The sequence below is a fragment of the Streptomyces sp. NPDC051218 genome, from assembly GCF_044455475.1.
Classification (GTDB): domain Bacteria; phylum Actinomycetota; class Actinomycetes; order Streptomycetales; family Streptomycetaceae; genus Streptomyces.
The window spans coordinates 18,901-42,501 of sequence record NZ_JBITEU010000018.1 but is presented as its reverse complement, the minus strand read 5'-3'; the positions used below and the strand labels follow the sequence as shown (position 1 = coordinate 42,501).

Genomic DNA, 23,601 nt, shown 5'->3' with positions numbered 1-23,601 from the left:
CTACTCCTTGGTCATTTTGCGTAGACGGGGCCGGCTCTTGGTGGTTCCTGTGGCCTGGACTTGACCCGAAAGCTCCGCAATCGTCGAATACTGGAAAATCGTCCGGATCGATGCCTCGATCCCGAGGGTCCTGCGCATCCGGCCGATCAGCCGGGTCGCCTTCAGCGAGTTGACGCCGAGGGCGAAGAAGTTGTCGTCGATACCGATCCGCTCGAGGCCCAGGACCTCGGCGAACAGCGCGCACAGCGCTTCTTCCTGCGGGGTGCGGGCGGCCCGGTACCCCTGGCCCGCCGGCTCGGCCCCGGGCTCGGGAAGTGCTGCGCGGTCCACGCTGCCGTCGGCCGCCAACGGCATGTCCTCGATGAGGACGAAAGTGGCGGGCACCATGTGCTCCGGCAGATGCCGGGCGAGGAACTCGCGCAGCTCCGTGGTGTCCACGGTGTGGCCGCGCAGTGCGACGGCGTAGCCGGTGAGCTGCTCGTCGCCGCCGGGCGCCGGCACCACCGCGGCCTGTGAGACCGCGGGGTGCTCGGCCAGCGCGGCCTCCACGTCCTCGGTGCGGAAGCGGTGGCCTCTGACGGTGATCTCGCAGCCGCCGTTGCCGACGTACTCCAGGGCTCCTCGCGCGTTCCACCGGGCCCGGTCGCCGGTGCGGTACATCCGCGATCCGGGCGGTCCGAAGGGGTCGGCGACGAAGGCCTGGGAGGTCAGGGCCGGCCGGCCCTGGTAGCCCCGCGCGACCTCGCCCGCGATGTACAGCTCGCCGGTGACGCCGGGCGGTACCAGTTGCAGGGCGGGGCTGAGCACGTAGGCGCGCAGGGTTCCGGACGCGGAGCCGAGCGGCGCCGCCTCCTCGCCGTGCCGGTTCTCGGCGGCGGCCCGGATGGTCTCGGTGGGCCCGTAGGCGCTCACCACCCGCACGCCCGGGAGGGCGCCCCGGACCCGCTGTACGAACGATCCAAGCAGTACGTCCCCGGTGAGCACCACTGTTCGGGTCTCGATGGCGGCCGTGGCCTTGTTGAGCAGCCCGGCCAGGAGCGGGGCGACCGTGCTGAGCACATCGCCCCGCCAGCCGCGGGTGCCGAGGGTCTCGGGGTCGGGGGCGAGCTCGACGCTCGCGCCCGCGCCCAGCGATGCCAGCATCTCGAAGGCCGCCGTGTCCGGGTGCGGTGAGGCCGCGAGGACCGTCGTGGCGGGGCCGATGTCCGCGGCGGCGGCGAAGCGCCGTACGCCGTCGGCCAGGCCCTGCTGGCTGAGCGCCGTGCCTCCCGCGGCCCCGGGCGCATAGCGCACGCAGGCCAGGTTCTGGGGCAGTACGGGGGCGCTCCGGCCGGTGTCGGTGATGTCGGTGCCGGGGCTCTTGGCGCACTCCGGGTCGTCCAGGTGCACGAGCGGCGTGCCGGGCGGGGCGAGTTCCGGTGCCGCGCCGGGCGGGGCGAGGATCAGGTCGGGGGCCGCCTGCGTGAGGGCCGTCTGCCGCTGCACCGGGCTCTGTTCCGGGTTCAGCAGCACGTAGCCCGCGCCGCTCTTCAAGGTGGCCAGGAGCGCTACGGCGAGTTCCGTGGAGCGCGGCAGGGCGAGCCCGACCACGGTCTCCGGGCCCGCGCCGCGGCGGATCAGGACGTGCGCCAGGCGGTTGGCGCGGGCGTTGAGCTCCTCGTAGGTCAGGGTCGTACCGCCGGACGTCACCGCGTTCGCGCCGGGTGCGGCGGCCGCGCTCCGCTCGATGAGGGCGGCCACGGTGTCCTCGTCCGCCTCCCGCGGCGCGGGTTCGGCGCTCGGCAGCTGGGCGCGTTCGGTGTCCAGGAGCAGGTCGGCCGTGCCGATACGGCGGGTGCCGGGGTCGGCGGCCAGCTGGTTCAGGAGGGACCGGAACCGGTCGGCGATGTGCTGCGCCGCGGCCGCGTCGTAGAGGTGCGACTGGTACTGCAGGGTCAGCCTGCCGTCCTCGACGATCAGCGCCAGGGGGTAGTTCGCGCCGCCGAGCGAGTCGAGGCCGGTGATCTCGAAGCCGGCCGCTGCGGTCGCGTCGGCGATGCCCGCCGGGTCCGAGGGGTAGGACTGGAAGGCCACGATGGTGTCGAAGAGGGCGTCCACCCCGGCGGCCTGGTGGATGTCGGTCAGGCTGTGGTGGTGGTGGTCGAGGAGATCGGTCTGCCGGTTCTGCAGGCCGGTGAGGAACTCGGCGAAGGTGCTCTGCGGCTCGCAGCGCACCCGTACCGGCAGGGTGTTGATGAAGAGTCCGACCATCGACTCCACGCCGGGCAGGGTGCCCGGTCGCCCGGAGACGGCGGCGCCGAACACCACGTCCTTGCGGCCGGTCAGCGCCGAGAGCAGGACCGCCCAGGCGCCCTGGACCAGGGTGTTCACCGTGACGCCCAGCTCCGCGCCGCGCCGTGCGAGCGTGCTGACCTCCTGTCCGGTCAGCGCGAGCTCCGCCTCCCGCACGCCGGTGTCGGTGCCCCGGGGGCCGGCGGCGGGGGCCACGAGTGTCGCCTCGTCGAGCCCGGCGAGTTCGTCGGCCCAGGCACGGGCGCTCTCCTGCCGGTCCTGCCGGGCGAGCCAGGCCAGGAACTCCTGGTAGCCGCGGACCGGGGGCAGTGCGCTCGCGTCGTCGCCTGCCGCGTAGAGCCGCAGCAGGTCCTCGGCGATGAGCTGTTCCGACCAGCCGTCGATCAGTACGTGGTGGGCGGTCATGACCAGTTCGGCGCTCCGCGGGCCGCGCCTGACGAGTGCCAGGCGCAGCAGGGGCGGTGTGGCCAGGTCGAAGCGGGCGGCCTGGTCCTCGGCCAGGAAGCGGGCGAACGCCTCGTCCTGGTCGGCGTCGGTCAGGTCGCTGAGGTCGAGCTCCCGCCACGGCAGTTCGACGCCGTCGCTGACGATCTGTACGAGGTCGCCGGACGCGTCGGGCGCGAACGCCACCGTGAGGTTGGCGTACCGGTCGAGAAGGCTCTGGCCCACGGCCCGCATGCGGGCCGCGTCGACCGGTCCGCTCAGGTGGTAGACGGTCTGCATGTGGTAGGTGTCGGCGCCGGTGTCGGCCAGCATCGACTCGAAGAGCATGCCGGACTGCATCGGGGTCAGCGGCCATACGTCCGTCAGCCGCGGGTAGCGCTGCCGCAGGGCCTCGATGTCCTGCTCGCCGAGGCTGAGCAGGGGCGCGTCGTTCTCCTCCGCGGCATCCGCCGCGTCGGTGGCGGCCTCGGCGAGGCGGGCGACGGTGCGCAGCTGGAGGATCTGACGGGGGGTGACGGCGAGGCCGTGGGTCCTGGCCCGGGTGACGGCCTGGATGGCGCGGATGCTGTCGCCGCCCAGGGCGACGAAGTCGTCGTCGAGGCCGACGCGTTCGACGCGCAGGACGTCGGCGTAGACGGCGGCGAGGATCTTCTCCCGGGCGGTGCCGGGCGCCCGGTAGGCGGCCTCGCCCAGGTCGGGCTCCGGCAGGGACTTGCGGTCCACCTTGCCGTTGGGGGTCAGGGGCAGCCGGTCCAGGGGCATGATCACCTTGGGGACCATGAACTTCGGGAGCCGGTCGGCGGCGAGCCGGCGCAGGGCGTCGATGTCGATGTCCTCGCCGTCGGTCGCGACGGCGTAGGCAACGAGCTGGTTGCGGTGGGCCACCACGGCGCTGTGCTGCACCGTGGGGTGCGAGCGCAGGACGGCCTCGATCTCGCCGAGTTCCACCCGCAGCCCGTTGAGCTTGACCTGGAAGTCCCGGCGGCCCAGGAGTTCGATCAGGCCGTCGGCGCCGTAGCGGGCCATGTCGCCGGTGCGGTAGATGCGGTCGCTGACCTCGCCGTGCGTCCAGTCGATGAACCGCTCGGCGGTGCGCTCGGGCTGGTCGAGGTAGCCGCGGGCCACGCCGGTGCCTGCCAGGTACAGCTCGCCGGTGACGCCGGGCGGCACGGGCTGGAAGGCGTCGTCGAGGATGTAGGTGCGCTGGTTCGCCATCGGGCGGCCGTAGGGAATGCTCGCCCAGTTGGGGTCAGCCTGTTCCACCTCGTAGATCGTGGAGTGGATGGAGGCTTCGGTGGCGCCGCCCATGGTGATCATGCGCATCCGGGGAGCGACCACGCGGCAGCGCCCCGGCAGGGGCACGGGAATCCAGTCGCCGCCCAGCATCGCCGCCCGCAGCTCGTGCAGCGGCTCGGCGCCGCTCTGTTCGAGGTGGTCGACCAGCAGGTCGAGCAGGGCCGGGGCGGAGTTCCAGACGGTGACGCCGTACTCGACGAGCAGTTCGGCCCAGTGGGCGGGGTCCTTGCCGCGCGCCGGGGAGGGGATGACGACGGCGCCGCCCGCGGCGGTGATGCCGAGGTACTCGTAGACGGACAGGTCGAAGCTCGGGGAGGACAGGGAGAGGACGGAGTCCTCGGGTCCTGCCGTGAAGCGGGAGTTGAGGTCGGCGAGGTTGTTGACCACGCCGCGGTGGTGGAGCGCGATCGGCTTGGGCGCCCCGGTGGAACCGGAGGTGTGGATGACGTAGCAGAGGTGGTCGGGGGCGGCCAGGGGGGCGGGGTCGTGGTCGGGGCTCGCGGACAGGTCCGTGCCGCCGGGTCCGAGCAGGACCAGCGGGGTGTCGTCGGAGGCCGGGAGGCACGAGGCGAGTTCGCGGCGGCTGACGTTGACGGCGCAGGTGGTGCCCTTGACCATGTCCGCGATCCGCTGGGCGGGATAGTCGGGGTCGAGGGGGACGTAGGCGCCGCCGGCCTTGAGGATGCCGAGCATCGCGGTGAGGAGTTCGGGTGAGCGCTCCAGGCAGAGCCCGACGCGGGTGTCCGGTCCGACGCCCAGGGAACGCAGGTGGTGGGCGAGGCGGTTGGCCGCGGCGTTGATGTCGCCGTAGGTGAAGCGGGCGCCCTCGTAGACGACCGCTGTCGCGTCCGGACGGCGCTCCGCGTGGGCCTCGAACGCCTCGTGCAGGCAGGTGCCGTCCGCCAGTTCGGTCTCGGTGCGGTTCCAGTCGACCAGCATGCGCCGCAGTTCGGCGTCGGTGAGCAGGCGCAGTTCGCCGACCGGCGCGTCCGGCAGGCTCAGGGCGTCGTCGAGGAGGGTGCGGTAGTGGGCGAGGATCCGTTGCGCGGTGCCGGCCTCGAAGAGGGTGCTGTCGTACTGGAGGGCGACGCGGCTCTCGCCGTGGACGATCCGCAGCTCGTGGGGGGCCGGTTCGCCGGCGGACTCCGCCGGGTCGCCGAAGGCCAGGGCGACGGGGGCGGGCCCGGCCGCCGAGACCGGACCGGTGGTGGCGCGGCCGACGAGTTCGCGCAGGGTCGTCGCGCCGCTGACCTCGAGCCGGACGTGGGCGGTGCCCGAGGCGTCGGTGCGGTCGTAGCCGATGTCCTCCTGGCCGGTGTAGCGGTGGAGCAGGGCGGCGAAGGCGGCGGCCCGCGCCGTGTGCGGGTCGATCCCGCCGGCCTGGGTGCCCGCGTCGAGGGCGGCGCTCTCGACGGCCGTGCACCGCGGCGGTGTGCCGGGGCGCCGCGGTCGGTCCGTGGGCAGGAGGACCGGCGATGAGGCCGGACCCGTGTCCTTGGGGGCGTCGTTCACTGTCCGGCTCCGATCAGGGCTGCGGGGGTGTTGAAGTCGACTTCGAGGCTCAGCGGGTACCGGGCGCACAGCTGCGCGACGTCCTCGCGGATGCGCGCGGCCCGGTCCGGGTCGATCACGTACTCGGTGTCGCTCAGTGCGGTGGTGGCGGTGAGGACGGTGTGCATCAGGTCGGCGCACTCACGCATCTGCGCGGGGCCCATCCCGCGCTGGGCGAGGATGTTGCTGCCCAGGCGCAGGCCGCTGGTGACGAGCGGCGGCTTGGTGTCGCCGGGGATGCGGTTGCGGTTGGCGAGGATCGCGCACTCCTCCAGGGCGCGCTCGGCGACGACTCCGCTCAGGCCTCGGTCGTTGATGTCCAGCAGGACCATGTGGTTGTCGGTGCCGCCGGTCAGTACGCGGTAGCCGAGGGCGGAGAGTTCGGCGGCGAGGGCGGCCGCGTTCTCCACGATCAGCCGGGCGGTGTCCTTGAACTCCTCTCCCGCCGCGATCGAGAAGGCGCGGGCCTTGGCGGCGATCGTGGCCGGGCTCGGCGTGCCCTGTGATTGCGGGAAGACCGCCCGCTGCATGAGGCGGAACAGCGGCGTGCGGCCGTCGGGGCCCGGCGTGCGGTGCTCGTGCCCGCTGAGGATGAGGCCGCCGCGGGGGCCGCCGAGCTGCTTGTAGGTGCTGGTGGTGGTGATGTGGGCGGCGTCGATGGGGCTGGGGTGCTCTCCGGTGACGACCAGGCCCGCTATGTGGGAGATGTCGGCGAGGAGGTAGGCGCCGACGGAGTCGGCAATGGCGCGGAAGCGGTCGAAGTCGACGGTGCGCGGGTAGGCGCTGGCCCCGGCGATCAGGACCTTCGGCCGGTGCTCGTGGGCGAGTTCGGCGACCTGGCCGTGGTCGATGTGCCCGGAGCGGTCCAGGCCGTAGTGCACGGCGTTGAAGTGACGTCCGGTCACCGAGGCGGGCGAGCCGTGGGTGAGGTGGCCGCCGGCGTCGAGGTCGAGGCCCAGGAGCGTGCCGCCCGGCGGGATGAGCGCGGTGAGCACCGCGAGGTTGGCCGAGGAGCAGGAGTGCGGCTGCACGTTGGCGTACTGGGCGCCGAACAGGTCCTTGGCCCGCTGGATGGCGAGGCGCTCGACCTCGTCGAAGCGGGCGGCGCCGGGGTGGTAGCGGGCGGCGGGGTAGCCCTCGGCGGTGACGTTGGACAGGGCCGCTCCGCCGGCGGCGAGGACCGAGGGGTCGGCCACGCTCGCGGAGGCGATCATCGCGAGCGTCGCGTTCTGGTGGCGTATCTCCGCGTCCAGCAGACCGGCGAGCTCGGGGTCGGCGTAGTGCAGGGACTCCATGCCGATGCGCAGGTGCCTGGCCTGCTCCCCGCCTTCGAACCCGGGGTCCTGACGGGGGGACGGTCTCCGTCCCGCAAACCACTGACCGGCCATTTCGTCCGCCTCGTCTCTCATTCGGTGTCAACCGGAAGGAAGAAATTCGTTTCCTGGATATCGCTGCCGAGTGAGAGCCCTTGTCCAACCCCGGGAGAGCAGCGGAATTAGGAATTACCCTAACCACGCCTCACGGTACGGACAATGACGTTCAGGGCTCCGGCGCGAACAACACGGAACCGCACGACAGGCCGCACGACAGGGCCACATGACAAAGAAAGCGCCCTCCCCCTCGAAATGAAAGGGGGAGAGCGCTTGAAAGGAATTCTTACCGGCGTCAAAAGCGAGCCGAAAGCGACAACCGGTAACCGGAAAGAGGAATTCCCGGGGTCAGCCGGCCGTCACCGGCTCCGTCCGGCGGTCCAGGGCCTCGGCCATCCCGGCGACGGTGGGCCTCTCGTACAGCTCGTTGGCGGTCAGCCGTACGCCGAGCTCCTCGTCGATCCGGGCCAGCAGGCGGGTGGCCCGCAGCGAGTTGCCGCCCAGGTCGAAGAAGGAGTCGTCGCGGCCGACGGAGTCCTGGGTGAGGACATCGCCCCAGATCTCGGCGATCCGGCGCTCCAGGTCGGTGGCGGGTGCCTCGTAGGCGCGCCGGCTTCCGGGCCGCTTGGGCGCGGCGTCCAGGAGCAGCTGCGTGGTGTCCACCGCTCCCCCGGCGTCCACCGGGATACGGGTCACTTCCACCATCCGCACGGGGACGGGGAATTCACGCAGGACGGGCTCCAGGGCCGTGTGCACCGCCTCCGGCTCGATCCCGTCGGCCGTGTAGGCCACCAGGACCTCACGGGCGCTCAGTTCGTCCGTGGCGAGCTCGGAGAGGATCGCCGGGTTGTCCAGGTCCAGGCCGATCAGCAGGTAGTGGTACGGCATGGACGTGGCCGCCAGGAACGCCCGCAGCCCGTCGTCGGGGTCGATCGCCCGGTAGCCCCGCTGCCGTGCAGGGGCCTCGGACTGCCCCCGGTTCATGCCGACGTCGCTCCACATGCTCCAGGCCAGGCACCGCACGTCACGCCCGCGCTCGTGGCGCCAGTGGTCGGCGAAGCCCACCAGGAAGGTGTTGGCGGCGGAGTAGGCGCCGAACGAGCGGCCGCCGAACTCGCCGTTGACCGATCCGAAGAGCGTCAGGGAGGCCTTGGGCCTGCTCTCCAGGACCGAGGCGATCGCCAGCGTGCCCGCCACCTTCGCCCCGTACTGGGCCGTGAAGGCGTCCTGCGTCTCGGCGGCCAGCGTGTGGCGCTCCAGGTCCTTCCACTGGTGGGTGACGTCGCTGGCCGCCAGGTGCAGCACGCCGTCCAGCGGGCGGCCCCAGCGCTCCTCGGCCCCGGCCACCGCCGCGGCCAGCGCGACGGCGTCGGAGACGTCGGCCCGGACGTAGCCGACGTCGCCCAGGGCGGTCAGTTCGGCCAGGGAATCCGCCTTCTCACCGGTGGCCGCCGAGCGCCCCACCAGCAGCAGCCGTACCCCGTAGGCCGCCAGGAGATAGCCGGCGATGTCGTGGGCGATGCCGCCGAGTCCGCCGGTGACCAGGTACAGGCCGCCGGGCACGATCGAGGGGGCCTGATCGGTCTCGGCCTCGGGGACGGGCCGCAGCCGCGGCTGCCAGCGCAGGCCTTCGCGGGCGGCCACCACTCCGGTGCGGGAGCGGTCGGCCAGTTCGGCGGTGACGGCGGCCGCCCACTTGTCCCGGTCGGCGGGCAGGTCGAGCTGGCGCACGGTGACCTGCGCGAGCTCGGTGACGGCGGTGCGCACGAGGCCGGGCAGCGCGCAGACACCGAGGTCGATGCGGTCCCAGGGGCGTACGTGGACGGCCCCCGTGGTCAGCAGCAGGAGCAACGGACGGACGCCGCCCCGCCAGTCGGCGCCGTCCACCGCCGCCATCAGGGCGCTCACGCGGGAGGTCACCTCGCCGAGCCGTGCGGTGTGATCGGCGCGCTCGCCGTCGCCGCCGGGGAACGCCGCGCTCACGATGGTGGAGATGTGGCCGTGCCGGGCGCTCACCTCGGCGATGACCCGGCTGATGTGCGTGCTGTCGCCGGGTGCGACGCGGAAGGCGACGGGGCTCTCCTGGGCGTAGTCGTCGCCGTCACGGACGACGATCACACGGCCCTGGTCGAGCCCCAGGAGCGCGACGTCGCCGGGCTCGGCGAAGACGAGGCGTACACCGTCGGTGTCGGTCTGGTCGGTGCTCTCCTCGAGGCGCGACCACTGCCGGCGCAGGAAGGTGGTGGCCGTCTCTTCGGCCTCCTCCGGCTGCTCGATGCGGTCGGCGAAGCGGCCGGCCCGCAGGTCGGTGACGAGGGAGGCGCGCTGGATCTTCCCGCTGGCGGTCTTGGGGAACTCAGCGACGGTGACGGGGACCAGGAGGTCGGGTGCCAGGCCGACCTCACGGCCGAGCCTGGCCCGGATGTCCTGGCAGGTGCGGGTGAGGGAGTCGGTGTCCCAGCGGGTGGGGACGAAGAAGACGACGAGCCGGTCCGAGCCCTCGCCGGGCTCGCGGACGCCGGCCGCCGCCGAGTAGGTGACCCGTACGCCGTCGACCTCCTCGACCACGCTCTCCAGTTCGTGGGCGACGTAGTTGGCGCCGCGGACCACGATCTGGTCCTTCTTGCGTCCGGCGATCACGAGCTCGCCCTCGTGGACGAAGGCCAGGTCGCCGGTGCGGAACCAGCCGTCGGCGTCGAAGGCGGCCCGGTTGGCCTCGGCGTTGCCGTGGTAGCCGCGCATCATCGTCACGCCGCGGATCTGCAGCTCGCCGATGCGGTCCTGGGGCAGGACCGCCCCGGCGGCGTCGACGATGCGGACCCGTACACCCGGCAGGGGCGCGCCGACGGTGGAGAAGGACACCGCGTCCTGGCCGCCGCGCTGGTCCTCGCCGGGAAAGCGCAGGGCGCCGTCGAAGGAGGAGGGGGCGACGACGACCGTGCCCGCGGTGCGGTCCTCGCGGCTCTGCGTGGAGTAGGTGACCCCGGAGCAGGTCTCCGACATGCCCCAGGCGGGCGCCATGGCGTCGGCGGGCAGGCCGTGGGGCTTGAGCAGCTCCAGGAAGCGGTGGCTGTTCGCCGCGATGACCGGCTCACCGCCGTTGGCGAACTCCCGGACGCGGGACAGGTCCCAGCGGCGTCCGGCGATCTCGTCGGCGTACTCGCTGATCAGGTTGAAGGCGAAGTTGGGCGCCCAGGTGTTGGTCGCGCCGTAACGCTCCAGGAGGTCCAGCCACATGAGCGGGTCGCCGAGGAAGTCGTCGATCTTGCCGTTGACGTGCAGGCTCTTCAGGAACACGTCGCGGATGTTGTAGAAGACCATCGTCACGTGGTCGAGCGGCATCCAGATCACGCTGACGTCGTCGCTGGTGTAGCCGCGGCCCTGGATGACCGACCAGCTCCGGGCGGCGACCGAGGCGTTGGTGTGCTGCACGCACTTGGGGACGCCGGTGCTGCCCGAGGTGAGCAGGTTGATGACGGGGGTGTGGGCGCTCCCCTCGTACCACTGGGTGTCGGCTTCGTGCCTGGCCAGCGTCTCGACCTCCAGGACCCGCACCGTCGACTCGTTCCACAGCGCGCGCACCTCGCGCAGCGCGGGCGCGGTGGCGGCGTCGGTGAGGATGGCGGGCTGCTCCAGCAGGTCCCAGGCGTTGCGGAGCTTGCGGTTGGCCTCGTTGTGCGCGGCGTACGTCGTCGCCACGGCCACCGGCGTCGGCACGAAGCCACCGAGCACGCACGCCCAGAACGCGGTCATGTAGCCGCGGTTGTCGTCGAACTGGAACAGCGCCGCGTCGCCCGGCTCCAGGCCCGCGGCCCGCAGCCCGCCGAGGACCCGCTCGGCCTCGGCCAGCAGCTCGGCGTAGCTCTGGAACTGCGGCTCGCGGCCGGTGCGGACGTAGACGGTGCCCTTGTCCGTGGCCTGCTCGGCGGCCTGGCGCAGCGCCTCCTGAAGGGTGCTCGGGCCGCCGTCGGGAACGTGCGGGGAGCCGCCGTACAGCTCGGAGGAGGGCTTGTGCTCATCGAGGCGGGGACCGGCGTCGGCGGCCTGCTCGGTGTGCTCGGCCGGGGCGGTCGGGGCCGGGGCGGCCGGGTCGAGTTCGGCGCCCACCGCCCGCGCGCCCTGCCGGACCACGGCGGCGGCCTCCCGCACGCCGGGCACGGCCCGGACGGCGGCGGCCATCTCCGCTATGAGGGACGGTTCCAAAGCTCCGGAGGTGCTCATGAGAGGCTCCCTGCCTTCTCGGCTTCCAGCAGTACGTGGCTGATGTCGCCGACCAGTTCGGCCGGGTCGTTGAGGAAGTAGAAGTGGCCGCCCGGGTAGAGCCGGATGTCGAAGGCGCCGTCGGTCTGCTCGCGCCAGCCCGCCAGCGTGTCCTGCGGGGCCCGGGGGTCCGAGGCGCCGCTCAGCACGGTGATGGGGGTCTTCAGGCGGGGGCCGGGGACGACCTGGTGGTGCTCCCACAGGTCGAAGTCGGCCCGCAGGGTGGGCAGGAGGGCGTCCATGACGTCCTCGTCCTCGGCGATCTCGGCTTCGATGCCGCCGAGGTCCACGACCTCACCGATGAGCTCCTCGTCGGTGAGGTCGTGGAGTTGCTTGACCCGGCCCGGGGTGCCGGGGGCCGGCTGGGCGGAGAGGAACAGCCGGCTGGGCCGGGGGCCGCCCTTGGCGTGCAGGGCCCTGGCCACCTCGAAGGCGAGAACGGCGCCCCCGGAGTGGCCGAAGAAGGAGAAGGAACCGTCCATGACGGGGCGCAGCGCCTGGGTGAGCACCTTGACCAGTGGTCCGACCGCGGTGACCGGGTCCTCGGCGATGCGGTTCTGCCGCCCGGGCAGCTGGACCGCGGCGAGTTCGATCTCCGGCGGGGTCAGGGCGGCCCACTCGGCGTAGGCGCCCGCTCCGGCGCCCGCGTGCGGGAAGCAGATCAGGCGGTGGCGGTGGTCGCCCCGTCGGGCCCGCCATATGTAGGGCGTCTCGGCGATCAGCTCGGGATTCTCGGTCATGTCTCACGCCTCGCCATCGTCGGACGTACGGGTCCGCACCGCGGAATTCGGGTTCGGCATGCGCCGCGATCGTGCTCGCACCGCTCCTCCAAAATTATTTGCTGTGAATTCAGAAAATTCTGCGCGGCCGATAGCCGGCGGGTAATTCACCGGGGCGGGCGCCGAAATTGAATGGACCAGCTGGTGAACCGTTTCCGGCAGAGACCGACGATGCTCGTCGTCGGTCCGGTCCTGCCGGGATTCCGTGGCGGTGCGTGCCGCTGAACGCTTCCCCGCGTTCCGGTTCTCTTTCCCTGGTCGGTATTCACCTTGTTCTCCGATGGCGGCGTGTGACCGGGAGCGGCCGTGCCGCCCCGGCCCGAGCGGGCGCGCCGTCATGGGCACCGCATCTCGAGTTCGTGCGCCAGGCGCAGCCAGTGCTCGGCGCACCGGCGGGCCGCCTGGGCCAGCATTCCGGCGCGGTGCACGGGCACGCTCTGGGCGAGCCGGCTCCACTTCGCCTCGTCACCGATGGCGTGCAGGCTCAGCAGGTGCAGGAGGGTCCGCCCGGCCTCGGTGCGCAGGGAGGGGTCCTTGCTCATGTTCGGCAGCATCAGGCTGATGGCGGCGGCCGACGTGCGCGTGGCGGCCCGGCCCGCTGCCGGGCGGGAGGCGGTGGACTGCGCGACCGCCGACGGAGTACGGGGCTTGGGCGCCACCGGGTCCTGGCCGAGCCGGATGCGGTCGCGCACGTCCTTGGCGGTGGCGGTGGCGATCCCGGCGCGCTGGGCGATCTCGCGCAGCGAGGCGTCGGGGTGGGCGGCGATGATCTGGCTGGCGCGCTGCCGTCCCTCGGCCGCGTGCAGCGGCCTGACCCGGCCGTCGCGCCCCATCCTGGTGTTCGACTGTTCGCCTTGGGTGGTTGAACGGCGCCGGATGGCCGAGACCGTGCTCGCGGCGAGGCCGGTGTTGGCGGCGATGCGGCGGTCGGACCACTGGGGCCGGGCGGCGACGATCCGGGTGGCCGCGGCCGTGCGGTCGGCCAGGGTGAGGGGGAGGCCGTGCGAGACGTTGAGTCGGACGGCGAGGGCGAAGGCCTCCTCCGGCTCGCCGTCGAAGAACTCCACCTCGACGTCCTTCTCGCCGCGCAGCTCGGCTCCGCGCAGCCGGTGCATGCCGTCGATGACGCGCATCGTGGGCCGGTGGACGAGGATCGGCGGCAGCGGGGCGTCCAGCTCGGCGAGCAGCTTGACGTGGTCGTTGACCTCGCCGTTGACCCGCGGCGAGTCGGAGGGCAGCAGCGTGCCGATGGCGACGGTGGCGCGCTGACCGCGCGGGCGGTCGGCGGGTGACTCGTCGGAAGACTCGGCGGATGACTCGGCGTGTGCTGCGCCGGGCTCGGTGCCGAGCCCGGTGTTCGCTGCGGCGTTCGATGCGGTGGCGGGCGAGGTGGCAGGCGAGGTGGCAGGCGTGGTGCCTGACGCGGTCCCGGCGAGCAGAGTGAGTTGGAGGCTCATCGCTCCTCCCCCACCGGCTGCGCCGTGCCGCCGCTCACGGTTGCTTCGACGTACTCGCGCGGCGTGGTCCGGCCACTGCCTTCGGGCCGGCTTCCGACGGCCGCGGTGCGGGCGTCCGAGACGTTCATGACGTGGTGGTTCCTCCCCGGTGGTTGACCGGTCCCCCGTAGGTACCAGGCGTGTTCGTCGCGTCGGGCGGCAGTCGGCCCGTTCGTCGCGTGCCACTTGACATGCATCTGCTGCAGGTGCATCGCGACTCCCCTCGACGGGCGCAAACTACCTTCGGACCAAGAAAATACCAGTGTGCGGGTTTTTTATCGAGCTCTCGGCGGATTCTTTTGGAAACCGGGGCTGCTCGCTGGTGCTGGATGGACACTCGTGCGGTTGCGCCTCGGGGGATTCGGCGCAACCGCACGAGCGGGCCCCGATCGAGCTCAGCAGGTAAAAGCCCTGCTCAGGCCGTTACTTCGCCCCTTGACGAGCCCCTGAACAGGGGCGGGTACATGGAGCGGGGGTTGACGGCGGTGGCTTGACGCCGACCGTCTCGACCGGGATGAGTGAGAGAAAACCATACCTACCTCGCGGTTTTCAAGCCGCTCGCACGGTCTCCCGCCGTACCGGTCCGCAGCGACACCTCCGGTCCAGCCCCTCCCCGCCCGCCCCACACCGCCCACATCCAGCCCTTTTACGGGCCGAAGCACTCCAGGCCATCGACACTTAGAACGAAACCGCTATGCTGGTTTTATAAGCTCAAGGTGCTAGACCCCGTAGCAAGGAGCACCAGTGACCAAACAAGAGCGCGCCACCCGTACCCGCCACGCCCTCATCCGCTCCGCGGCCGAGACGTTCGAGCGGTACGGCTACGTCCAGGCGAAGCTGGCGGACATCAGCGCCAGCGCCGGCGTCAGCCAGGGCGCCCTGCACTTCCACTTCGAGAACAAGGCAGCGGTGGCCTCCACCGTCGAGTCCTCGGCGGGCGTGAGCCTGCGCCGGGAGGCCTGGCTCTCCCAGCGCCCCGGCATGAACGCCCTGCAGCGCCTGACGAACACCTCGCACGCGCTGGCCGGACGGCTGCGCCGCGACGTCGTGACCCGGGCCGGCTTCAAGCTGAGCTGCGAGGCGCCGCACAACGCGGGCCCCACCCTCCCCCAGGAGTGGCAGGTGTGCGTACGACAGCTGCTGGCGGAGGCCTCGCAGGAGTCCCTCCTCGTCAAGGGGGCCGAACCCGCGGAGATCGCCGACACGATCGTCGCGGCGACCACCGGCTTCGAGCTGCTCGGGCGCGAGGACCCCGCGTGGTTCTCCGACACGGCGCTCACCGCGTTCTGGCGGCTCCTCCTGCCGTGCCTGGCCCGTCCCGAGGTTCTCGCGGCGCTCGAACCCGGCGGTTCGCCGGTCCGCGCGCTGCGGACACCGGTCGGACAGCCGCGATAGCCGTACTCGGCCCGTCCGCTCGCCACCGGCACACTGCTGCGCTGCGCGTCGGCGTACCCATACCCGTACCCGTACTCGGGCCCTGGGTCTCGGGCCGTCCGGGTGTGACGACAGGTAGTCCGGGGTGACGGCAGGTGGGTCCGGGCGTAACGGCAGATGGTCCGGGCATGACGACAGGTGGTCCGGGCGGGGATGTCAGCCTGTCCTGAACCTGTCCTCAGCCCGCCCCGACCCCTGGCCTCAGCCGTCCTGACGCTGGTCTCCCCCGTCCCGGCCTTGGTCGCAGTCTGTGCTGACCCTGGCCCCGCCCCGGCCCTGGCCCTGGCTGCCCTGACGCCGGTCTCAGCGCGTCCCGACGTTGGTCTCAGCCTGTCCCGACGTCGATCTCAGCCTGTGCTGACCTGGTCTCATCCCGCCCTGACCCCGGTCTAAGCCCCACCCCGACCTTGGCCACAGCCCGCCCCGGCCCTGGCCTCCACCCGCACCCGCACCCGCACCCTCCCCGACCCTGGCCTCAGCCCAGGCCGAGCGCGGTGTGCGCCGCTGCGCGCGTGGACTCGTCGGCGGCGAAGACCGCGATGCCGGTCATCGGATGGGGCTCTCCGTCGGCACCGCCGACCGATCCCCCGGCCTCCTGGACGATGAGCGCCAAGGGGGCGTGATCCCATATCTGCCCGCCCACCTGTACCGCCAGGCCGAGCTCTCCGGAGGCGACCAGCAGGGCGGCGTGCACCGACCACGGAGCGGGCCTCGCACGGGCCGTCAGCGCGGCGAGGGGCGCCCGGTAGCGGGCGGGAACCATCTCGGCCGGGGGGACGACCCCCAGCGCACAGGCGCCGAGGGCCGGTTGCGGTGGGGCCACCCGCAGAGCCCGGGCACGGACCAGGCGGCCGTCTTCGACATCGGCGCGGTAGGAGCCCCGCCCCCGAGCGGCGTACCAGATCCTTCCCTGCGCGGGGACGACCGCGACGGCGACGACCACCCGGCCGTCCTCCTCCAGGGCGATCAGCGACTGCCACCGGTCGTCCCCGCTCAGGAACAGCCCCGTGCCGTCGATGCCGTCGAGTATCCAGCGCCGGGCGCCGGAGCCGGACTCGCCGGTCTCCTCCCCCAGGAAGGCGTCGCCCGGCCGCCCGGCGAGCAGCACTCGGCGGACCTCCTCCTCGACGGCGACGTCCGCGTCGGTCACCACCGAGCCGTCACTCTTGAGGCGCTGGTCGAGCGCGGCGACCCGTTCCCGGTGCCGCAGGGCCACGACGGCCCCGGCGAGGGCCGCCCGCTGTGCGAGGTCAAGATCATCCACCATGGGGTGCATGTTGCCGGGTGGCGGGGACGGTGGCGGCGGCGGGGGACCGGCCGGGTCCTGATTCTGGCGTCCTGCCACGCCCCTGCGTTTCGCCACGACGTCCCTGCGTTTCGCCACGACGCCCCTTCGTCTCGCCACGACTCTCCTACGCCTTGCCGAACTCCCCTACTCCGAAGCCCCCGGCGGCCCCCCGCGCCCCGGGGTCCCCGATGGCACCAGTTCCCCGGCGGCGCCCGTGGTCGCGAGGCGTGGCAGCAGCAGGTTCCACAGCGTCGTGACGGTCGCGTCGGTGCGCGGCGCGGGGGCGGCCGGGTCCGGTGGGCTCGTGAGCGTGCCGAGGCCGAGGGTGGTGGCCACCAGGGTGGCCGTCACTGCGTCCGCCGGTGCGCTCCGCGTCATCGCGCCTTCCCCCGCGGCCCGCCGCAGCACCTCGCCGACCCAGGCCGTCCACAGGCCGCGGGGGTCGCCGCCGCAGGCCCCGTAGTGCCCCGGCGCGTGCCCCGCGCCGAGGCCGACGCGCAGGACCGCGTCCTCGCCGAGGCCGCGGGCGAGGTCGTGGGTGGCGTCGATCAGGAGTTGCAGGGCGCCGCCGGGGAGGTGGCCGCGGCGGCGGTCGGTGATGCGGGCGAGGCGCTGGGCCGCCGCCGCGCCGACCGCTTCGGCCAGCGACTCCTTGTTGGCGAAGTGGAAGTGCATGGCTCCCTTGCTGACCCCCGCGTGCGCGCTGATCGTGGAGAGCGAGGCGAGCGCGAAGCCGTGCCGGTCGAACATCTCGGCGGCGGACTCGATCAGAGCCTTACGGGTGCGCTGCGCGCGGGCCTGCTGAGCCATCTCGGCACTCCGTTGCTGCGGGAAGCGGGGGTGGGAGGAGGCAGGCCGGTTCCGGGCTGCGCACCCCACCACATTAACAAACCAGCTCACCGGTTTCTATCCGCACTGCCCTCTCTTCGACGCCGCCCAGGCCATCCGCCCGGCCATCCGTCGCGACGGCTCGCGGGCTGGCCGCCGCGACGGCCGGCAGGGTGGCCGCCGCAACGGACGTTGCGAAATGCCCGTGAACGGTTCACGGAAACCACACAGGGACCTGACGCTCCGGTACATTTCGAGCCACTGTGCTGCCGCCGACCAAGGCGCCTCGACGCACGACAGTCTCGACGCACGACAGTGCAGACCAGGGAGATGAGGAGTCCCGGATGGTGCGCCCGATACGTACGGACGTGGTCGTGGTCGGGGGAGGCCCGGTCGGCATGCTCCTCGCGGCAGAACTGAGCGGGTACGGCGTGGCCACGGTGGTCCTGGAACGGCTCGCCCGCACCTCGGAGCGGCCCAAGGCCACCACACTGCACGCCCGCACGGCACAGACACTGGCCCGCCGGGGCTACCTGCCCGCCCCCGAGCTCTCCCCCTCGATGGGCCCCGTCAGCAGTCCGTTCCACTTCGCGGGCATCCCCGGCCTGCGGATATCCGCCCCCGCGGGCGAACCCGAGCCCATACTCAAGCGCGCGCAGGCCGACCTTGAGCGGCTCTTCGAGGCACACGCCCGCGCCAACGGGGCTCAAGTGCTGCGCGAACACCGCGTGGTCGAGCTGCACGGTCGGCCGAACGGCGTGCGGGTAGTGGCCGAAGGGCCGGCGGGGGCCGTGGCGTACGAGGCCGACTATGTGGTCGGCGCCGACGGCGCGCGCGGGACGGTGCGCGAGTGGGCGGGCATCCCCTGCGAGGCGTACGAGGCCACGGTCTCGGCCATGATGGGCCTGGTGCGCCTGGACGAACCGGACGCTCTGACGGCCGGGTGGCACCGCACGCCACAGGGCTGGGTCGTCGCCAAGGACGCGCCCGACGGCGAGACGCACGTGCGTACGGTCAACTTCACGCGCACCCATGCCGACCGGGACCGCCCCCTGACCCTGGAGGAGCTGCGCGGGGAGACCTCGCAGATCATGGGCCGGGACATCGGCATGAGCGCCGCTCGCTGGCTGAGCCGGTTCAGCGACTACGCGCGCATCGCGCACACCTACCGCAAGGACCGCGTCCTGCTGGCCGGCGACGCGGCCCACCTGCACTTCCCCGTCGGCGGGCAGGGGCTGAGCACGGGACTCCTCGATGCCCTGAACCTGGGCTGGAAACTGGCGTTCACCGTGCGGGGAAGCGCGAGCACGAGCCTGCTCGACTCCTACGACACCGAACGCCGCCCGGCGGCCGAACGCGTCATCGACAACGTCCGCGCGCAGGTGTCCCTGATGCATCCCGAGGTGCGACTGGACTCGCTGCGCAACGTGTTCAGCGGGCTGCTCGCCGAGGACCAGGGCGGGGCCCACCTCAGCGCGATGCTCAGCGCCCAGGACACCGTGCTGCCCGCCCGCTCGGCCCGCCCTTCGCCGTGGGAGGGGAAGTTCCTGCGCAACATCGCCCTGACCACGCGTTCGGGGACGACCGATGTGATGCGCCTGCTGCGGGACGGCCGGCTGCTCCTGCTGCTCCTCGGCTCCGGCGAGAGTCAACGGCACGAGGAGGAACGGTACGAGGAGACCGCGCGCGCATGGCCCGGTGTACTGCGGGTCGTACGGGCCCAGCCGGTGTCCGTGGTGCCGTGCGAGGCCCTGCTCGTGCGGCCCGACGGATACATCGCCTGGGCGTCGGACGGCGGTTGTCTGCACGAGGCCCTGGCGGCGTATCTGACCTGCGAGGGCGACGCGGTGCACGGCGGGGCGGCCGGCCCGCGGGAAGCGGGCCGGGCGCAGCGTGGGCCGTCAGCTCACGCTGCCGACGCTCTCGCGCAGGTTCTCCATCCGCGCGGCCCCGCTCACCTCGTCGTAGACCAGGGCACCGCGCTCAGCGGTGAGGTCGACGGTGGCGAGCACTGAGGAGAGCACCACGTTGGGCAGGATGTGGCGCAGCAGTTCCGAGACCCGGTGGCCCAGGTCCTGGTAGTTGCTGATGATCTGCGACATGGCCTGGACGCCCGCGAAGGAACCGACGAGGACGTCGGCCGTCTCGGTGGCGTTCACGTGGGGCAGCAGTTCCCCCCGCGCCTCCCGCAGGAGGCCCGTCATGATCTCGCTCCAGCCCACGAAGGGGCCGCTGCGGTCGAGTTCGGTGGCCTGCTGGTCCAGGGACAGGCGCACCCCCGCCCGCACCATCGGGTCGGTCTCCAGCCGGTAGGCATGCAGAGCGACGGTGTCGACGAGCTCCTGGATCTTGCACTTGCGGGTGGGAACGGTCAGGCTCTGGCCCTGTTCCTCCAGTACGCCCTGGGCCAGCTGGTCCTTGGACTCGAAGTGGAAGTAGAGCGCTCCCTTCGTCACGCCGGCGGTGGCGAGGATCTCAGTGATCGTGGCGGCCTGGTATCCCCGTTCCTCGAACACCTGCGCCGCCGCCGCCAGGATCGTCTTGCGCGTACGAATTGCCCTGTCCTGCTTGGCCACTTTCTCCCCCTCCATTCTCACAGTCACGGGGCCGTCGACCCCATCAAAAAAACCGTCAAGTCTGTATCTTACAACTAGCAGCGGCTGAGGTCTGTGGGCAGGGAGACTTTCTTCGGCCAAAAATGATGACCGGGCGTCCCGTTGTCGGACGCCCGCACCCGGGGGGGCACATGATTCTCGTGACGGGAGCGACGGGCACGGTGGGGCGGCTGGTGCTCGAAGGGCTACCCGCCCACCGCGCGGTGCGCGTACTGGCCAGAGATCCCGCCCGGGTCGGCCCCGCACGCGAGGGCGTCGAGGTGGTGCGCGCCTCCTACCAGGACCGGACCGGCCTGCGGCAGGCGCTCACCGGGGTGAGCCGGGCCCTGCTGGTGACCAGCCGGGTGGCGGGGGACGACGACGCGGCCTTCCTGTCCGCCGCCCGCGAGGCCGGGGTGCGCCAGGTGGTGAAGCTCTCCGCGGCCGCCGTCCTCGACGCCGGGGCGCAGGACCTCATCACCCGCTGGCAGCGCGACAGCGAGGCGGCGCTGACCTCCTCGGGGCTCGGCTGGACGCTGCTGCGCCCCCGCTCGTTCATGTCCAACGCCCTGTCGTGGGCGCCGTCGGTCCGCGCCGAGAACGTGGTGCGCGCGCTGTACGGAGCGGCGCCCAACGCCTGCGTGGATCCGCGGGACATCGCCGATGTGGCGGTACGCGCCCTGACCGAGGACGGCCACACGGGCCGGGCCTACGTCCTGACCGGGCCGCGGGCCCTGAGCGCGGTGGAACAGACGCGGCAGCTCGGCGGGGTGCTCGGCCGGCCGCTGCGGTTCGAGGAACTGGAGCCCGCACAGGCGCGCGCGTCGCTGCTGCGCAGACACCCCGAAGCGGTGGTGGAGGCGCTGCTCGACAGCGCGTTGCGACAGCGGGCGGGGGCCAAGGTGCAGGTGCTTGAGACCGTCCGGGCGGTGACGGGGGCAGCGCCCAGGCCGTTCCTGGCCTGGGCGCGGGATCACGCGGGCGCCTTCGCGCCGCCTGCCCCGCTGCCCGCACACGGTGCCGGGCACGCGGTCACACGTGCAGGCGACGGGCGGCGACCGTTGTGCTGAAGAGGGGCTCGTCGTTCTGGGTGCCGGTGACAAGGACCAGGTCGTCGCCGGAGCCGGGGCCGGTGGGGACCTGGTGCGCCTCGATCACGCAGGGGCTGTCGAGCTCGGCGTAGCGCTGGAACGTGCTGGCGATACGGGTCGGCAGGAAGGTGACGGTGCCCGGCGAGGCCGGCGCCAGGACGGCCGTGGTGGCCTGCCGGGCGGCCTCGATGAGCACCATGCCGGGCACGTGGTCGACCGGGTGGTCGAAGAGTATGGGGTGGCGGGTGTCCACGCGCAGCTGCCAGCGGTTGCCCTCCCCCAGAGGTGAGAGCGCCACGTCCATGGGCGACATCCGGCCCACGCTCTGTGGGGAGACCGGTGCGGTGAGCCGGAGCAAGGGGCGGTCGCTGGAGAGCTTGCTGCCGCGCAGGCGCTGGTAGATCTCGGGCCCGACGCAGGTGTAGGCGGCTCCGCCGGTGGCGACGATGTGCCCGTCACGGCGGATGACCGCCTCGTAGCGGGCTGCCGTGTGGGTGTTGCGGCGCTGTTTGACCTCGGTGTAGGTCACTTCGAGCTCCAGGGAGGCGGGTACGCCCTCCAGGGCCAGGTACTGCGGGTCCACGGCCACTTCGAGGTCCCGCATCAGGAACTGGTGCCCGAGGGGGACCTGGAACTCGGCATGCGCCAGGAGAGAACCGACCTGGCGGATTGTTTCCGTCGCCATCAACGGATCGTAATGAGAACCGTTGATCGGCGTGAAGAAGCTGTGCCCGCGCGGCCACTGCGCCGTCACCGTGAACCGGCTCTCGTCGTGCCGTTCCCACCCGGTGAGCAGGACTTCCGCGACGGCGGCGCGGTGCACCAGCTCCTTGGGCACCGTCGAAGTGAGCGAGCCATACCGGGACAGGTCCGCCGCAACACGCGGCAGTTGGACGACCGGTGCTGCGTACTGGAACGTATCCGTCGACATGTCTCCCCCAAGATCGCGACTTCATCGGAGCGGGGCGTTTGAAGCCGGCCCGCTCGACTGAAGATACGTACCAACCGGTTTAATTTCTAGGCGTTCTGGCTCACATGGTGGAACGAGAAGTGGAGCCACAATCTCCTCTTGGACCAGGTCCGCCGCACACACAAGGCCTCCCGAAAGCGCACGTCGTATGCAACTGCCTCGGCCGCATGCACGATGCGAGATTCGTGCGCCGAAACGGAGTGCGACATACCGCCACCGCGGTCTCCGGCCCGACCCGAAAGCAGCACGAAGCCCTCACCCGCTCAACACGGCGCACGCAGAATTCTGATGCTTTCTTAACGCGGCGGAGCGCATGCATCACTCGACAAACAAAACGAGCGGCCGATACTTTCTGCCTCAAGTGTCTCGGCAAAAGATCACGTCATGGCACACATCCAGCACGCCCCGGGGGGATGGCATGCTCACCGTCAAGGACTTCGTTCTCTCGCCACCGCCCGCGCGCTCGGCCCAGGTGGCAGCCCGGCCCGCCCGTCGCGCGCGGCCCGCCACCCTTGGCAAGGACTGTCCCGAGAGCCGCACGGCACTTCCCTGACCGGCCGGACCCGCCTGCACGAGTGCCCTCTGAGCCGTGCCGCGCCCGCCGGTGCGAGCCGCCCACACGACGTCCGGCGCCCCATCGAGCGCTCCCGTGTCGGACACGGCTCATCACACCGAACGCGTGAGCCCATATCCGAACTTGGGTCGCTTCGGTCGCTGAGAGGAAATGTCCATGCCCCTTGACCTGGGGACATCCCCGAGCGACTCAGCCGATCGCGCAAGCGCCGACGCTGACGTCGCCAGCCTTTCCACTCCTCTGGGTGCCGCGCTGTGGTGTGCGCGACGCGGCTGGCCCGTCCACCCGCTGGCCCCCGGCCGCACGACACCGGCCGCCGACTGCCACGACTGCCGGGCCCACAGCCATCCACCCGAGGACTGCCCGTGCATCCCCGCCGGACGGTGGTGCCACGGGATCCACTGCGCCACCCTGGACCGGGCCCGCATCGCCCACTGGTGGGAGCGTCAGCCGCGGTCCGGTGTCGGCGTGGCCTGCCGTCCCGCGGGATTGATCGTGATCGACGTGGACCCGCATCCCGCGGCGCCCCCCGCCCACGACCGGCTGCTGCCCGGCATCCACATCCCCGAGTCGGTCTCCCTGAGCGGCCTGCGCAACGGCTTTCACAGCCTGGCCCTGCTGGCCGCCCTGCGCGGCCAGGACGACCCCGCCAAGGACACGACGACCCTGCGGGTGCGCACCCCGGCCGGCGGCCTCCAGCTCTGGTACACCGTTCCCCGGGACGAGGTGTGGCGGTGCTCCACCGGTTCCGGCACCGGCCGGGCGCTGGCCTGGCAGATCGACGTCCGGGCGGCGGACGGGTACGTCATCGCCCCCGGCACCACCACCGCTTCCGGCACCTACACCGCCTGCTCACCCGTACGGGGTCCGGTCCCCTTACCCGGCTGGCTGGCGGCGGAGCTGGAACGCACCGGGCACCGCGCACCACCGTCCGCACTCCCGGCGGCGACACCCGTGCCGGGCCGCGCCCGCGCCGCGGTCCGCGCCGCGGAAGCGGGCAGGGCGGCGGCCGCCAGAACGCTGGCCACGCTGCTCAGCGCGGTGCTCGACTGCGGGGCCGTCGCCGAGGGCGCCGGGTTCGGCGACCGACTCGGCCGGGCGGCCTTCACCGCCGGGGGCCTGGTCGGGGCCGGGCGCATGACGCTCGCCGATGCCGAGCACGTGCTCCTGGACGCCGCCGCGCAGGCCCGGCCCGACCAGCGCCACCGCTCCATGCGCATCGTCCGCAATGGCCTGGCCGCGGGCAGTCGGCGGCCGCTCGAAGTGAAAGTTCGCCCGTGACCGACGCGCCCTCCCCCACAGAGGGGCTGTTCGATGCGGCCGAGACGGCCCGG

14 protein-coding genes are annotated in these 23,601 nt (G+C 72.3%); 4 read left to right on the top strand and 10 right to left on the bottom strand.

Features of this window, described 5'->3' with window-relative positions:
* The 6 genes from ACIBCK_RS37940 to ACIBCK_RS37915 all read right to left on the bottom strand — a co-directional run bounded on the left by ACIBCK_RS37940 (position 1) and on the right by ACIBCK_RS37915 (position 13,577).
* A complete protein-coding gene (locus ACIBCK_RS37940; RefSeq protein WP_399397792.1) occupies positions 1–5,544 on the bottom strand; it encodes an amino acid adenylation domain-containing protein in 5,544 nt (1,847 codons plus the stop codon).
* Complete coding sequence (gene glyA / locus ACIBCK_RS37935) at positions 5,541–6,878, bottom strand: serine hydroxymethyltransferase (RefSeq protein WP_399397812.1); 1,338 nt, start codon at positions 6,876–6,878, stop codon at positions 5,541–5,543. Before glyA ends, ACIBCK_RS37940 begins: the two co-directional genes overlap by 4 nt.
* 423 nt (positions 6,879–7,301) lie before the next feature.
* Entirely contained in the window at positions 7,302–11,174 is a 3,873-nt protein-coding gene (locus tag ACIBCK_RS37930) for an SDR family NAD(P)-dependent oxidoreductase (protein ID WP_399397791.1), read from the bottom strand.
* Positions 11,171–11,953 carry a thioesterase II family protein gene (locus tag ACIBCK_RS37925; protein ID WP_399397789.1) on the bottom strand — a complete coding sequence of 261 codons (783 nt, stop codon included), beginning with the start codon at positions 11,951–11,953 and terminating at the stop codon, positions 11,171–11,173. The genes ACIBCK_RS37930 and ACIBCK_RS37925 overlap by 4 nt, the downstream gene beginning before the upstream one ends.
* A gap of 374 nt (positions 11,954–12,327) precedes the next feature.
* Positions 12,328–13,449 (bottom strand): hypothetical protein, encoded by a 1,122-nt coding sequence (locus ACIBCK_RS37920; RefSeq protein WP_399397788.1) that lies wholly within the window; start codon positions 13,447–13,449, stop codon positions 12,328–12,330.
* Positions 13,446–13,577, bottom strand: coding sequence for a hypothetical protein (locus ACIBCK_RS37915; RefSeq protein WP_399397787.1), 132 nt, complete (start codon positions 13,575–13,577; stop codon positions 13,446–13,448). The genes ACIBCK_RS37920 and ACIBCK_RS37915 overlap by 4 nt, the downstream gene beginning before the upstream one ends.
* A 655-nt stretch (positions 13,578–14,232) precedes the next feature.
* On the opposite strand from ACIBCK_RS37915, the gene ACIBCK_RS37910 reads away from it, so the two are divergent.
* The gene (locus tag ACIBCK_RS37910) at positions 14,233–14,883 is read left to right on the top strand and encodes a ScbR family autoregulator-binding transcription factor (RefSeq protein ID WP_399397786.1); all 651 of its coding nucleotides are present in this window, start codon (positions 14,233–14,235) and stop codon (positions 14,881–14,883) included.
* 514 nt (positions 14,884–15,397) lie between these two features.
* Here the strand turns inward: ACIBCK_RS37910 and ACIBCK_RS37905 are convergent.
* Positions 15,398–16,189 carry an inositol monophosphatase family protein gene (locus tag ACIBCK_RS37905; protein WP_399397784.1) on the bottom strand — a complete coding sequence of 264 codons (792 nt, stop codon included), beginning with the start codon at positions 16,187–16,189 and terminating at the stop codon, positions 15,398–15,400.
* 165 nt (positions 16,190–16,354) lie between these two features.
* Positions 16,355–17,020: a TetR family transcriptional regulator gene (locus ACIBCK_RS37900; RefSeq protein WP_399397783.1), complete on the bottom strand. Its 666-nt coding sequence runs from the start codon at positions 17,018–17,020 to the stop codon at positions 16,355–16,357.
* A gap of 362 nt (positions 17,021–17,382) precedes the next feature.
* Here ACIBCK_RS37900 and ACIBCK_RS37895 point away from each other — a divergent pair, with 362 nt between their 5' ends.
* The gene (locus ACIBCK_RS37895) at positions 17,383–19,053 is read left to right on the top strand and encodes an FAD-dependent monooxygenase (RefSeq protein WP_399397782.1); all 1,671 of its coding nucleotides are present in this window, start codon (positions 17,383–17,385) and stop codon (positions 19,051–19,053) included.
* On the opposite strand, the gene ACIBCK_RS37890 is transcribed toward ACIBCK_RS37895, so the two are convergent.
* Positions 18,940–19,614, bottom strand: a complete 675-nt coding sequence (locus ACIBCK_RS37890) for a ScbR family autoregulator-binding transcription factor (protein WP_399397781.1) — start codon at positions 19,612–19,614, stop codon at positions 18,940–18,942. The two genes, ACIBCK_RS37895 and ACIBCK_RS37890, sit on opposite strands and share 114 nt — an antisense overlap.
* A gap of 170 nt (positions 19,615–19,784) precedes the next feature.
* On the opposite strand from ACIBCK_RS37890, the gene ACIBCK_RS37885 reads away from it, so the two are divergent.
* Positions 19,785–20,702, top strand: coding sequence for an NAD(P)H-binding protein (locus tag ACIBCK_RS37885; protein WP_399397780.1), 918 nt, complete (start codon positions 19,785–19,787; stop codon positions 20,700–20,702).
* Here ACIBCK_RS37885 and ACIBCK_RS37880 read toward each other — a convergent pair.
* Complete coding sequence (locus tag ACIBCK_RS37880; RefSeq protein WP_399397779.1) at positions 20,665–21,654, bottom strand: ScbA/BarX family gamma-butyrolactone biosynthesis protein; 990 nt, start codon at positions 21,652–21,654, stop codon at positions 20,665–20,667. The two genes, ACIBCK_RS37885 and ACIBCK_RS37880, sit on opposite strands and share 38 nt — an antisense overlap.
* Before the next feature lie 769 nt (positions 21,655–22,423).
* On the opposite strand from ACIBCK_RS37880, the gene ACIBCK_RS37875 reads away from it, so the two are divergent.
* Positions 22,424–23,548, top strand: a complete 1,125-nt coding sequence (locus ACIBCK_RS37875) for a bifunctional DNA primase/polymerase (protein WP_399397777.1) — start codon at positions 22,424–22,426, stop codon at positions 23,546–23,548.
* Positions 23,549–23,601: the final 53 nt, after the last annotated feature.